Source organism: Streptomyces sp. Isolate_45, assembly GCF_024721315.2.
GTDB lineage: Bacteria > Actinomycetota > Actinomycetes > Streptomycetales > Streptomycetaceae > Streptomyces.
Map to the genome: position 1 here is coordinate 16,752 of NZ_JANFAK020000109.1, position 13,243 is coordinate 29,994.

At 72.4% G+C, this 13,243-nt stretch carries 10 protein-coding genes; 8 read left to right on the top strand and 2 right to left on the bottom strand.

The window, feature by feature from the left end:
- Positions 1–343: 343 nt before the first annotated feature.
- From NOD94_RS28610 to NOD94_RS28625, 4 genes are all read left to right on the top strand, one after another.
- Complete coding sequence (locus NOD94_RS28610; RefSeq protein ID WP_281209024.1) at positions 344–1,684, top strand: sugar ABC transporter substrate-binding protein; 1,341 nt, start codon at positions 344–346, stop codon at positions 1,682–1,684.
- Positions 1,681–2,610: a sugar ABC transporter permease gene (locus tag NOD94_RS28615; RefSeq protein ID WP_281209025.1), complete on the top strand. Its 930-nt coding sequence runs from the start codon at positions 1,681–1,683 to the stop codon at positions 2,608–2,610. Before NOD94_RS28610 ends, NOD94_RS28615 begins: the two co-directional genes overlap by 4 nt.
- Positions 2,607–3,515, top strand: coding sequence for a carbohydrate ABC transporter permease (locus NOD94_RS28620; RefSeq protein ID WP_281209026.1), 909 nt, complete (start codon positions 2,607–2,609; stop codon positions 3,513–3,515). Before NOD94_RS28615 ends, NOD94_RS28620 begins: the two co-directional genes overlap by 4 nt.
- Before the next feature lie 156 nt (positions 3,516–3,671).
- Positions 3,672–6,695 carry a glycoside hydrolase family 38 C-terminal domain-containing protein gene (locus NOD94_RS28625; RefSeq protein ID WP_281209027.1) on the top strand — a complete coding sequence of 1,008 codons (3,024 nt, stop codon included), beginning with the start codon at positions 3,672–3,674 and terminating at the stop codon, positions 6,693–6,695.
- A 19-nt stretch (positions 6,696–6,714) separates the two neighbouring features.
- Here NOD94_RS28625 and NOD94_RS28630 read toward each other — a convergent pair whose 3' ends face one another.
- Positions 6,715–8,166: an alpha/beta fold hydrolase gene (locus tag NOD94_RS28630; protein ID WP_281209028.1), complete on the bottom strand. Its 1,452-nt coding sequence runs from the start codon at positions 8,164–8,166 to the stop codon at positions 6,715–6,717.
- Positions 8,167–8,336: 170 nt separating this feature from the next.
- Between NOD94_RS28630 and NOD94_RS28635 the strand changes: the two genes are divergently transcribed.
- Together NOD94_RS28635 and NOD94_RS28640 are read left to right on the top strand one after the other, a co-directional pair.
- Positions 8,337–10,361 (top strand): NADPH-dependent 2,4-dienoyl-CoA reductase, encoded by a 2,025-nt coding sequence (locus NOD94_RS28635; protein ID WP_281209029.1) that lies wholly within the window; start codon positions 8,337–8,339, stop codon positions 10,359–10,361.
- 123 nt (positions 10,362–10,484) lie between these two features.
- A complete protein-coding gene (locus NOD94_RS28640; protein ID WP_281209030.1) occupies positions 10,485–10,898 on the top strand; it encodes a PaaI family thioesterase in 414 nt (137 codons plus the stop codon).
- 40 nt (positions 10,899–10,938) lie between these two features.
- Here the strand turns inward: NOD94_RS28640 and NOD94_RS28645 are convergent, their stop codons facing one another.
- Positions 10,939–11,871 carry an SDR family oxidoreductase gene (locus NOD94_RS28645; RefSeq protein ID WP_281209031.1) on the bottom strand — a complete coding sequence of 311 codons (933 nt, stop codon included), beginning with the start codon at positions 11,869–11,871 and terminating at the stop codon, positions 10,939–10,941.
- 106 nt (positions 11,872–11,977) lie between these two features.
- Here NOD94_RS28645 and NOD94_RS28650 point away from each other — a divergent pair, with 106 nt between their 5' ends.
- Together NOD94_RS28650 and NOD94_RS28655 are read left to right on the top strand one after the other, a co-directional pair.
- Entirely contained in the window at positions 11,978–12,676 is a 699-nt protein-coding gene (locus NOD94_RS28650) for a TetR family transcriptional regulator (protein ID WP_281209032.1), read from the top strand.
- A 74-nt stretch (positions 12,677–12,750) separates the two neighbouring features.
- Positions 12,751–13,206, top strand: a complete 456-nt coding sequence (locus tag NOD94_RS28655; RefSeq protein WP_281209033.1) for an SRPBCC family protein — start codon at positions 12,751–12,753, stop codon at positions 13,204–13,206.
- The last annotated feature ends 37 nt before the right edge of the window (positions 13,207–13,243 follow it).

A 13,243-nucleotide genomic window follows, 5' to 3' on the forward strand; every position in this document is an offset into this window, starting at 1 on the left:
CGGGCCTCCGTGCGCGGGCTCGACGGGTATGACGGAGCCTTCGATAAACCGAATTCGTGCGGCTCGTTCCGGACCGTCGACAAGAAGTCAAACCCCGCCCGGCAATCGGCCCCGGGAGCAAAGCGCCGCCCCACCGGTAAAGATCGGGACTAAAGCGCATCAGTCCAGTTCGGGGCGGGTCCGTACGGCGGCCCTGGGGGGTTCGTCGCTTCCCCGCCGGAACGGGCGACGTACGTGTCGTCGGCCAAAGGGATTTCGGGCACGTTGACGGGCTCCGGGATTCCGTACAGCGTGGAACCGCCCTCCGGCGACGAGGCCGGAACTTCCCCTGAAAGCGGCGGAGATGACTCGTTCCCAGGCGGCACGAACAATCCTCACCACCCTGCTGGCGGGTGGCCTCCTCTCCATGTCCGCGTGCGGCCTGAGCGGCGACGGCAGCGCGGCGGACGGCAAGGACGCGGAGCGGACGGGGACCGTGTCCGGTGGGATCACCTTCCGCACCCTCCAGCTGAAGCCGAAGTTCACCGGCTACATCCAGGGCGTCATCGCCTCCTTCGAGCAGCGGTACCCCGACGTCACGGTGAAGTGGGAGGACGTCCCCGGCGACGGGTACAACGAGAAGCTCGTCGCCGACGCCCGGGCCGGCGCGCTCCCCGACGTGGTGAACCTCTCCACCGACTCCTTCCAACTGCTGGGCGACCGGGGCATGCTCGCCGACGTCTCCGCGCTGGACGCCGAGGTGGCCAAGGACTACGTGCCCGGTGCCTGGGAGCAGTTCAGACTTCCCGGCCGGGGCGACGGCGTGTACGCCTACCCCTGGTACGTGACCCCCGAGATCCTCACCTTCAACACGGACCTCTTCGAGAAGGCCGGCCTCGACCCGGCCCAACCACCCACCAGTGTCGAGCAGTTCTTCGACTACGCCGAGCGGATCGCCGCCCGCTCCGGCGGAAGGTACGCCGCCTTCATGGCCGACCCCAAGGGACGCCTGCCCGGGGACTGGCAGAAGATGGGCGTCCCCATCCTCAACGAGCGGCGGGACCGCTTCACCTTCGACACGGACAAGGCCGTCGAATGGGTCGACCGGATGAAGGACCTGTACGCCAAGGGCGCCATGCCCAAGGAGTCCCTGCTGAAGTCCGACGACATCAACCAGCTCTACGGGGGCGGCAAGCTCGTCTTCGGCCCCGGCTCCCCGGGCTTCGTCAAGGACATCCGGCAGAACGCCCCGCAGGTCTACGAGCGGACCCGGGTCGCCGGCGCCGTCACCGGCAGGCTCGGTCACATCGGCATCTACGCCCAGGCCCTCGGCATCCGGAAGGACACCGAACACCCCGACGCGGCGGCCGAGTTCGCCAAGTGGGTCACCAACGGACCCAACCAGGTCGAGTTCTCCCGCAAGGCCACCATCTACCCGTCCAACGCCCGGGGCCTGGCCGACCCGTACTTCTCCGACCGGGGCGACGGCAAGGACGCCGAGACGGTGGCCCGCGCCGTCGGGGCCGAACAGCTGAGGACCGCCGCGCTCGACGCCAACACCCCGGTCCAGTGGACCAGTCAGGTCGGTGACGCGGTGGTGCGCGAGATGCAGAAGGCCATCCAGGGGGAGCAGGACCCGAGGACGGCGGTGCGCAGGGCCCAGGAGGAGGCGAACGAGCTGCTGTCCGCCGCGGCCCGACCGTGACGGTGAAGGAGGGGGCGGCGAGTGGCGCCGCCCCGGGAGGCGGTGAGGGCCTGCCCCACCGGACGTGGTGGGCGCCCTACCTCTTCCTCGCCCCCGGGCTGGTCATGGTGGCCCTGTTCAGCGTCTGGCCGTTCGTCAACACCGTGATCCTGTCCTTCACCGACGCGCGCATCCTTCGCGGCGGTGGCTTCGTCGGACTCGACAACTACACCCGTGCCCTCGGCGACCCGGACTTTTGGGTGGCCACCGGCAACAGCGTCCTCTACCTGGCCGTCGTCGTCCCCTGCCTGGTGCTGCTGCCGCTCGCCCTCGCGGTCCTCGTCCGTACGAGGATCCCGGGCATCGGGCTCTTCCGCTCCGCCTTCTACACGCCCGTGATCGCCTCCGCCGTCGTCGTCGGCCTGATCTGGCAGTGGGTGCTGCGCAGCGACGGACTCGTCAACACGGTGTTCCGCAAGCTCGGCGTCGTCTCGGAGCCGGTTCCGTTCCTGACGGACAGCACCATGCTGCTGGTGTCGGCGATGATCGTGACCGTGTGGAAGGGCCTCGGCTACTACATGGTCTTCTACCTGGCGGCGCTCGGGAACGTCCCCGCCTCCCTCGACGAGGCCGCCGCGCTCGACGGCGCCGGGCCCGTACGCCGCTTCTTCAGCATCACCGTCCCCCAGGTCAAACCGATGATGCTGCTGGTCGGCACCCTCTCCGCGATCTCGGCGCTGCGCGTCTTCACCGAGATCTACATCCTGGGCGGCGAGAGCGGCGGACCCGGGGGCGGCGCCCGTACGCTGCCGTTCCTGATCCGGCAGGTGGGCCTCGGCTTCTCCGGGGAGACCGGCTACGCCTCGGCCATCTCCCTCCTGCTCTTCCTGCTGACCCTGGTCTTCAGCCTGCTGGGCCACCGACTGTCGAAGGGGGACGAGAGTTGACCGCCCCCGCCGACCGGGCCCCGGCAGCCCCGCCTTCCCCGGTGGCCCCCGGCCCGCCGAGGGACCCACGCGTCCGAGCCGACCTGCGCCGCCGCCTCCTGGGCCGCACCGGCCGGTACGCGACCCTGCTGCTGATGCTCGTGGTCATGCTCGGCCCGATCGTCTGGCAGTTCCTGACCTCGATCCGCGGCCGTACCGAGAACGTGTACGACGGCGTGCTGCCGTCCCGGCCCACCCTCGACAACTACGTCCTGGTCGCCGAGTCCTTCCCCCTGCTCCAGTACGTCGGCAACACGTTGACCGTGGCGGCCCTGTCCGTCACCTCCAACCTGCTGTTCGCGGCGATGGGCGGATACGCCCTCTCCCGGGCCGGTTGGAAGGGCCGCAGGAGCGTCTTCACCGTCCTGGTGGCGACCCTGATGTTCCCCTTCGAGTCCGTGATGATCTCGATGTTCCTGACGGTGCGCGGGATGGGCCTCGTCGACACCCTCATCGGGGTCTGGCTGCCCGGCGCCGTCTCCGTCCTCAACATCATGATCATGCGAGCGGCGTTCCTGTCCGTGCCCCGGGATATCGAGGAGGCCGCGGTCCTCGACGGTGCGGGCGAATGGACCCGCTTCACCCGCGTCTTCCTGCCCTCCGCCAAGGGCGCCCTCGCCGTCGTCTGCATCACCAGCTTCATGGGCGCCTGGGACGACTTCCTGTGGCCGCTGCTCGTCCTCACCGACAGCGAGCACTACACCCTCCAACTCGGTCTCAAGACCCTCGCCGGCGCCACGACCACCAGCGACCAGCGGACCATCGCCGCCGGGGCCATGGCCGCGCTGATCCCGATGATGCTCCTCTTCTTCGGCCTCCAGCGTTACTTCTTCAAGGGCGTGGCCGAGGGAGCCGTCAAGACCTGATCCGTCGCCTCCCCGGCCGCCCGGGGTCCGCCCGCCCGCCCGTCCGTTCGCCGCCCGCCACCCATCACCCGCCACCCGCCACCCATCGCCCGCCCGCCGGCCCGTCCGTCGCCCGAGTCGCCCACCCGACCAGCCAGCCTTCCTGGAGCCGCCGTCATGCACGACGACCGCAGCATCGCCGAACACCGTCTGCGCCGCGTCCTCGCGGAACGGATCAAACCCGCAGTCCGCTCCCGCTCGGTACCGCTCACCGTCGAGCGCTGGGACGCGCCCGGCGAGCCGGTGCCCGTGGCCGAGGGGCTGGCCGCCCCGTACCGGCCCTGCGCGACCGGTGACGCCTGGGGCCCGGCCTGGGGCACCACCTGGTTCAAGGTCACAGGCTCGGTACCCGCCGACTGGGCGGGCCGCGCCGTCGAGGCCGTGCTCGACCTCGGCTTCGACCGGATGATGCCCGGCTTCCAGTGCGAGGGCCTGGTCCACCGGGCCGACGGGAGCGAGGTCAAGGGGCTGAACCCGTACAACGACTGGGTCCGCGTCGCCGACCGGGCGACCGGCGGCGAGCGCGTCGAGTGGTACGTCGAGGCCGCTTCCAACCCGGTCCTGGTCAGCCACTCGCCCACCTACGAGGGCGACCGGCCGACCAGTGGGGACCAGCCCCTCTACCGGCTCGCCCGGATGGACCTCACCGTCTTCGAGACCGAGGTCTGGGAACTCGTACAGGACCTCGACGTCCTCCACGAGTTGATGACGCAGCTCGACGGGGCGGACGCCCGCCGGTACGCGATCCTGCGCGCCGTCGACTCCGCGCTGGACGAGGTGGACCTCACCGACGTGCCCGGTACGGCCGCCGCCGCCCGCGCCCTCCTCGCACCGGTCCTCGCCGTACCGGCCAACGCCTCGGCACACCGGATCAGCGCGGTCGGCCACGCCCACATCGACTCGGCCTGGTTGTGGCCGTTGCGCGAAACCGTCCGCAAGGTGTCCCGGACCACCTCCAACGTGGTCTCCCTGATGGACGAGCACCCGGAGTTCGTCTTCGCCATGTCCCAGGCGCAGCAACTCGACTGGATCAGGACCCACCGGCCCGAGCTCTTCGAACGGATCAAGAAGAAGGTCGCGGACGGCCGGTTCGTGCCGGTGGGCGGCATGTGGGTGGAGTCCGACACCAACATGGTGGGCGGCGAGGCCATGGCCCGCCAGTTCCTCTACGGCAAGAAGTTCTTCCTCGACGAGTTCGGGATCGAGACGAGGAACGTGTGGTTGCCGGACTCCTTCGGCTACACCGCCGCCATGCCGCAGATCGTGAAGCTCTCCGGCTCGCAATGGTTCCTGACCCAGAAGATCTCCTGGTCCCAGGTCAACAAGTTCCCCCACCACACCTTCTGGTGGGAGGGCATCGACGGCACCCGCGTCTTCACGCACTTCCCACCCGTCGACACCTACAACAGCGACCTGGGGGGCGCCCAGCTGGCCCACGCGGCACGCAACTACCAGGAGAAGGGCCGGGGTTCACGCTCACTGGTTCCCTTCGGCTGGGGTGACGGAGGTGGCGGCCCCACCCGCGAGCACCTGGCCCGCGCCCGGCGCCTGCGTGACCTCGAAGGCTCCCCGCGCGTGGAGGTCGAACGGCCCGACGCCTTCTTCGAGAAGGCGCACGCCGAGTACGAGGACGCGCCCGTCTGGGCGGGTGAGCTCTACCTGGAGCTGCACCGCGGCACCTACACCTCCCAGGCCCGGACCAAACAGGGCAACCGGCGCAGCGAATCCCTGCTCCGGGAGGCCGAGTTGTGGGCGGCGACCGCCGCCGTGCGCGTCCCCGGCCTCGACTACCCGTACGAGGACCTGGAGCGGCTCTGGAAGACCGTGCTGCTCCACCAGTTCCACGACATCCTGCCGGGCTCCTCCATCGCCTGGGTTCACCGCGAGGCCCGTGCGACGTACGCGGCCGTGCGCGAGGAACTCCTCGCGATCACCGGGGCGGCGCAGTCGGCCCTGGCGGGCGAGGGCGCCCTGGAACTCGTCTTCAACTGTGCCCCGCACGCCCGGCGCGGCATCCCCGCGGGCGGCGCGGGGCGCCCCGAGGGGGCGGCGCAGCCCGTCACCGTCGAGGAGCGGCACGGCGGCGGGCACGTCCTGGCGAACGGCCGGCTGCTGGTGGAGGTCGATGGGCGCGGGCTGCTCGTCTCTGCCTACGACCTGGAGCGGGGCCGCGAGTCGCTCGCCCCGGGGAGCGCGGCGAACCTGCTCCAGATCCACCCCGACTTCCCGAACATGTGGGACGCGTGGGACATCGACGCGTTCTACCGCAACAAGGTCACCGACCTCGTCGACCTCGACTCGATGGAGGTCACGGACGACGGACCGGACGCGGCGACCGTCACCGTCACCCGCTCCTTCGGCTCGTCCACGGCGGTGCAGACGATCACCCTGCGGGCCGGAGCCCGGACCGTCGACCTCGTCACGGACGTGGAGTGGCACGAGACCGAGAAGTTCCTCAAGGCCGCCTTTCCCCTCGATGTCGCGGCCGAACGATCGGCGGCCGAGACCCAGTTCGGCCACGTCCACCGCCCCACTCACACCAACACCTCCTGGGAGGCGGCCAAGTTCGAGATCTGCGCCCACCGCTGGATCCAGGTGGAGGAGCCGGGCTGGGGCGTGGCCCTGCTCAACGACTCCACCTACGGGCACGACGTCACCCGGGACGTGCGCCCCGACGGCGGCCGGACCACCACGGTCCGGCTGTCGCTGCTGCGCGCCCCCCGCTACCCCGACCCGGAGACCGACCAGGGCCGCCACACCCTGGGGTACTCCCTCGCACCCGGCGCGACGACCGGGGACGCGGTCCGGGAGGGCCACGCCCTGAACCTGCCCGAGCGGTCCGTGCGCGGCGCGGGCCCGGTCGAGCCGCTGCTGGCGGTGGACGAGGACGCGGTCGTCGTCGAGGCGGTCAAACTCGCCGAGGACCGCAGCGGAGACGTTGTCGTGCGCCTGTACGAGTCCCGCGGCGGCCGGGCCACGGCCACCCTGACCCCCGGTTTCGCGATCACCGCGGCCGTCGAGAGCGACCTGTTGGAGCGGCCCGTGGCGGGTTCCGCCGTCGCCGCACCGGCGGCGGACGGCCGGGTCGCCCTGACCCTGCGTCCGTTCCAGATCCTCACCGTACGGTTGCGGCGCGCCTGACGGGCCGCGCGGCCCCGGGTCACTCCGGGGCCGCGTCGCCGGCCGCGAGCACCGCCGCGTCCCAGGCTTCCGGCCGCTCGCGGCGGTTGGGGAGTCCGGCGGCCAGTACGGTGCGCAGCGCGGCGACGTGTTCGGTGTCCGGCGGGAGTTCCAGCCCGTCGAGGAGCGCGAGGCCCTCGGCGGGGTCGAGGGCCCCGTACACGTCGTGGTAGCACAGCAGGAGGGCCCGGAAGAGGGCGTGGTGCAGCGCGGGTACGCGGGCGGCGGCCCGGTAGGTGACGGCCTTCGCGGACCAGGGCACCGGCCCCGAGGACTCCAGGACGCGGCGGGCCCGGCGCAGCAGGGGCTGCGGCGCGTCGGGCAGCAGTCGGGCGTGGTCGTTGCCGAGGACCTCGGCGAATGCGGCCTCCGAGGTGGTGTGGTGCTCGAACCAGTCGACCCAGAGCGAGTAGGTGATCGCCTTCGCGGTCACGGGGGCTTCCAGCCGGCTCCGGTAGCCCTCCCACAGGATGCGGGCCGCGGCCTGCGGATCGTCCGTCCTGGGCAGGGCGAAGCCGAGTTCCACGGTCACCCAGTACGCGTCGAGGAGGTCCACCAGGCCGAATCCGAGCCGGGTTCTCCCTGCGTCGTCCAGGTCGTCGGCCAGGACCATGTCCTCCGCCCAGGTGTGCGCGACGTCGTCGGAGGTGAGCCGCCCGCCCTCGGAACCGCCGTCCGTCCACTCGTTCTCGCCGGTCCGGCGCACGCCCTCGCGGGCGAGCCACCGCCGGGCGAGTTCGGCGTCGGGCAGGTCATCGAGGAAGGTGGTGACGGCGTCGGTGAAGGCGTCCGGCGCGGTGGCGTGCACGAGGTGGCCGACCGCGATCGTCAGCAACCGGGCGTCGGGGACGCGACGGACCAACTCGGCGAGGCCCTGCCGCGGAACATGGCTGGTGGGATCGCCCGCCACCACCAGGGTCGGGGCCGTGATCCGCTCCAGGGCCTCGAACCGGGCCGGGTCGGGCCGGTCCGACCCGGCCCGGCCCGCGGGCACCCTCGTCCGGTCGAGGGCGAGTTCGCCCGTGGGGCGCACGGGGGCGACGGGCTCGCGGGGCCGCAGGTCGGGTACGTCCTCCAGGACCAGCCGGATCACCCGCCAGGGCTGCTCCCGCGCGACCAGGACTGCGACCGCCCCGCCCGTCGAATGCCCGACGAGGTCCACCGCGTCCAGCCCGAGCGCGTCCAGGAATCCGAGCACGTCGTCGCGCATCAGCTCCAGGGAGTGGTCCTGAGTCCACCCGCTGCGGCCGTGTCCGCGCAGGTCCAGCGCGTACACCCGGCGCTTGCGGGCCAGGGCGTCCCGTACGGGGCCCCAGTCGGCCGCGCTCTCGCCGAGGGCGCGCAGGAGGAGCAGCGGATCGCCGTCGGTGGGCCCGGACACCTCGTACCCGAGCGGCACCTCGTTCACCGTCACCGTGCGCGGTTCTGTCATGGCGGTGAGGCTATCCGGGCCGTGAACTGCGCCACAGGCCGGGCCGGAGCGGGCCCGTGGGAGGCGGGAAGCGTGTCCGAACCACCCCCATCTGGTTATGCACCTAGTTGCAAAAGCGGCCGGCCCTCGCTAGAACATGTTCATCACCCCCGCGCGAGGAGGCGCCCCCCATGAGTTCCCAGAGCCGCTACCCGCACCTGATGAGCCCCCTGGACCTCGGCTTCACCACCTTGCCGAACCGGGTGATCATGGGCTCGATGCACACCGGCCTGGAGGAGCACGAGGGCGGCTTCGAGCGCCTCGCCGCCTTCTACGCCGAGCGCGCCCGCGGCGGCGTCGGCCTCATCGTCACGGGCGGCATCGCCCCCAACGACGCCGGGCGCCCCTTCGAGGGCGGCTCCCGCCTCACCACCGAGGAGGAGGCCGCCGAGCACCGGGTGATCACCGACGCGGTGCACGCCGAGGGCGGGAAGATCGCCATGCAGATCCTCCACTTCGGCCGCTACGCCTACCACAAGGACCTGGTCGCACCCAGCGCGCTCCAGGCCCCGATCGGCCCCTTCGTGCCGAACGAGCTCTCCGACATAGAGGTCGAGCGCACCGTCGAGGACTTCGTCCGCGCCGCCCGCCTCGCCAAACTGGCCGGCTACGACGGCGTCGAGATCATGGGCTCCGAGGGCTACCTGATCAACGAGTTCATCGCGGCCGCGACGAACAGGCGCACCGACCGCTGGGGCGGCGCCTACGAGAACCGCGTGCGCTTCCCGCTGGAGATCGTCCGCCGCACCCGACAGGCCGTCGGCGAGGACTTCATCCTCGTCTACCGCCTGTCCATGCTCGACCTGATCCCCGGCGGCTCCACCCTCGACGAGGTCGTCCGCCTCGCGAAGGAGGTGGAGGCCGCGGGCGCCACCATCATCAACACCGGCATCGGCTGGCACGAGGCCCGCATCCCCACCATCGCCACCTCCGTGCCGCGCGGCGCCTACACCTGGGTCACGAAGCGGCTGATGGGTGCCGTGAGCGTGCCGCTCGTCACGAGCAACCGGATCAACACCCCGGAGATCGCCGAGGAGTTGCTCGCCGACGGCCGCGCCGACCTGGTCTCCCTCGCGCGCCCCTTCCTCGCGGACCCCGACTTCGTCGCCAAGGCCGCGGCGGGCCGTTCCGAGACGATCAACACCTGCATCGGCTGCAACCAGGCCTGCCTCGACCACACCTTCAGCGGCAAGATCACCAGCTGCCTCGTCAACCCCCGCGCCTGTCACGAGACCGAGCTCGTCCTCGCGCCCACCCGGCGCAAGAAGCGCGTCGCCGTCGTCGGCGCCGGACCCGCCGGTCTGGCCTGCGCCGTCTCCGCCGCCGGCCGCGGCCATGCCGTCACCCTCTACGAGGCCTCCGGCCGCATCGGCGGCCAGCTCGACGTCGCCCGCCGCATCCCGGGCAAGGAGGAGTTCGAGGAGACCATCCGCTACTTCGGAACCCAGCTCGTGGAGAGCGGCGTCGAGGTCCGCCTCGACACGACGGCCGACGTGGAGGCCCTGCGCGACTACGACGAGGTCGTCGTCGCCACCGGCGTCACCCCCCGCACCCCCGCCATCGAGGGCGTGGAACGGGACAACGTCGTCAACTACCTCGACGTGCTGCGCGACGGGGTCCCCGTCGGCGAGCGCGTCGCCGTCGTCGGCGCGGGCGGCATCGGCTTCGACGTCGCCGAGTTCCTGACGGACAGCGGCGAGGGCGCGGCCCAGGATCCCGAGGTCTACTTCCGCCACTGGGGAGTCGACACCGCCTACGCCGGCCCCGGCGGTCTGACGGCTCCCGAGCGCCCCGCGCCGCCGCGCCGGGTGCACCTGCTCCAGCGCAAGACCACCAAGGTCGGCAGCGGCCTCGGCACCACCACCGGCTGGATCCACCGCGCGGAGCTCAAGCACCGGGGCGTGGTCTCGGTCGCCGGGGCGACGTACGAGCGGATCGATGACGAGGGCCTGCACATCACCGTCGACGGCGAGGCGCGCCTGGTGCCCGCCGACACGGTCGTCCTGTGCACCGGCCAGGAGCCCCGCCGTGACCTGTACGAGGAGCTCCGCGCGGCCGGCGTCGAGGCCCACCTCATCGGTGGCGCCGACGTGGCCGCCGAACTCGACGCCAAGCGGGCCATCCGGCAGGGCACGGAGCTCGCCGCCGGACTCTGAGCGAAGGCCCCGCGGGCGTGTGGTGAAGGTCGCGGCCGGCCCGGGAGGTCCGGCGCCACCTCGGAACGCGCCATGGCCGCAGCGGTGTTGTGGCGGCCCGGTCCGGGCCGCCACAATCCTCGGGTGACGCTGACACCGGCAGAAGCCGACACGATCCCGGCCGACAACTTCGCCCCCTGGGTGCTGGCCCTCGGCCTCACCGTCGAGGAGACGGGGGCCCGGCACGCCGTGCTGCGGCTGCCGTGGTCGGACGACCTGGCCCGGGACGGCGGCGGCCTGAGCGGCCAGGCCCTGATGGCCGCCGCGGACACCGCGACCGTCATCGCGATCTCCGCCGCCCGCGGCGGGTACGGGCCGATGACCACGGTCCAGCAGTCGACGAGCTTCCAGCGCCCGGTGATCGGCGCCGACGTGCTGATCGCGGTGAGCGTCACCAAGCTCGGCAAGCGGATGGCCTTCGCCGACGTCACCATGACCCCGGACGGCGCCGACGAGCCGGCGGCCAAGGCCTCCACGGTCTACGCCCTCCTCGGCTGACCGGGCCGCCCGGGCGGCCCGGGGCCGGCGCCCCCGTCGATCAGTGGTCCGCGGCGACGGCCCGGACGCCCGTGAGGCGTTCCGCGGCGTCCCAGAGCCGGGCGTTGGCGGCGCGGTCCAGGGCCCGGCGCGTGACGCGCGCCTCGGTGACCGGGCCGACCAGGCCGAAGGCCCCGCCCGGGCCGTAGTAGCCGCCCGCGGTCGCCTCCGGGCTGGTGGCGGCGTACAGGAGGGGCTCGGTGCCCGGGCCGACCTCCTGCTTCGGGAGGAAGTCGACGGCGCTGACGAGACGGTGCAGCCGGGACGGCTTCCCCCGCCCGAGGCTCGCTCCGGCCGTCTGCAGGTTCGTCCTCGTGTAGCCGGGGTGGGCGGCGGTGCTCCGCAGCGGCCATCCCTCGGCGGCGGCGAGCTCGTCCAGGTGCCGGGCCATCATCAGGTCGGCCAGCTTGGACTGGGCGTACGACAGCATCGGGTGGTAGCGCCGCCGCTCGTACTGGAGGTCGGCGAGATCCACCCGGCCGAAGTTGGCGGTGCCGCTGCTCATGGTGGTCACCCGCGGGGACGGGGCGGCCAGCAGGGCGGGCAGCAGCCGTACGGTCAGGGCCAGCGGGCCGAGGAAGTTGCTGCCGAGCTGGAGCTCGAAGCCGTCGGCCGTGGTCATCCGGGTGGGCGGCGCCATCACCCCCGCGTTGTTCACCAGCAGGTCGAGCGGGGCGCCGTCGGCCAGGATCCCGTCGGCGAAGGCGGCCACGGAGGCGAGGTCGGCCAGGTCGATCCGCCGTACCTCCAGCCGCGCGTGCGGGTGGCGGGCCAGGATCTCGGCGCGCGCCCGCTCGCCCTTGGCGGGCGTGCGGACGGCCAGTACGACGTGGGCGCCCGCCTCCGCGAGACGGCGCGCGGCCTCCTTGCCGGTGCCGCTGTTGGCGCCGGTGACGACGACGGTCTTGCCGGACTGGTCGGGGACGGCGTACATGACGGCTCCTTGGGGGGCGACGACAAGAGACCGGTGGTCTACTGTTCCCGAAGTTAGCAGACCGTCGGTCTGCTAACAACAGACCGCAGGTCTGTACGCTGGGCGGGTGTCCGTTCCCGAAAAGTTCCAGCGCGCCCGCAGCGAGGAGCAGCGCGCCGCCCGCCGCCGGGCGATCCTCGATGCCGCGGCCGGGATGCTCACCGAGATGCCCGTCTCCCAGGTCACCCTGAACGAGCTCAGCCGCCGGGTGGGCCTCGCCAAGTCGAACGTGCTGCGCTACTTCGAATCCCGCGAGGACGTCCTGCTGGAACTCCTGGCCGCCGCCTCGGCCGAACTCCTCGGCCATCTGGAGCAGACCCTCGCCGGGGCCCTGGACGCCGTACCGCCCGCCGATCGCCCCGACCGGCTCGCCGACTGCCTGGCGCGCGCCCTGGCCGACCGCCCCGTCCTGTGCGACCTGATCAGCGCCCAGGCCGCCGTGCTGGAACGCAACGTCTCCCCGCAGGTCGCCGCCCAGTACAAGCGGGCCGCCATCGCCCACGCGAGCGCCCTCGCGGCCCTGGTCGCCGCCCGGCTGCCCGCCCTGGGGGAGCGGGACGCCTTCCGGTTCGTCGCCGGGGCCCTCATGGTCACCGGTGCGGTGTGGACCCACGCCCACCCCTCCGCCGCCATGGTCGCGGCGTACGAGGAGGACCCGGCCCTGGCCGTGCTGCGCCTCGACTTCGCCGACACCCTGCGCCAGACGCTGGAGGTCCTGCTGTCGGGGCTGCTGGCGCGCGCGGGCGGTTCCGGTCTGGGATCGTGACCGCGTAGGAAGTGGCCGCGTCGGAACGTGACCACGCGGGAGAACGCGGCGGACGCACGGCGAAGGAGTCTCACATGGGTGGACGGTTCGAGGCGACGGTCGAGATCGACCGGCCGGTCGAGGCGGTGTTCGCCTACCTGGCCGACGGCCGGAACGACCCCGAGTTCAGCCCGCGCGTCCAGCGGATCACGAAGGTCCCGGAGGGTCCCACCGCCGTCGGCACGGTCTTCCGCAGCACCGTCAAGGACGCCGGGATGAAGACGGGCCGGGAGTTCCGCATCACGGCCATCGAGTTGCCGGGCCTGATCCGTTGGACCGAACAGAGCAAGAACCTCGTGACGGCCGAGGGCGGCTACGACCTGGAACCCCTGCCCGACGGACGCACCCGGGTCCGCGTCTTCAACACCCTGGAGGGGCACGGCGTGGGCAAGCTCCTCGTCGGCCTGGCCCTGGGCGCCGCCCGCAAGGACGCCCCCGCGTTCGGCGCCCGGATCAAGGCGGCGGTCGAGGCGTCGTCCCGCCCGGCCTGAGCCGGGGGCGGCCGGCGTGCGGCGGGCGCGCCGCGGG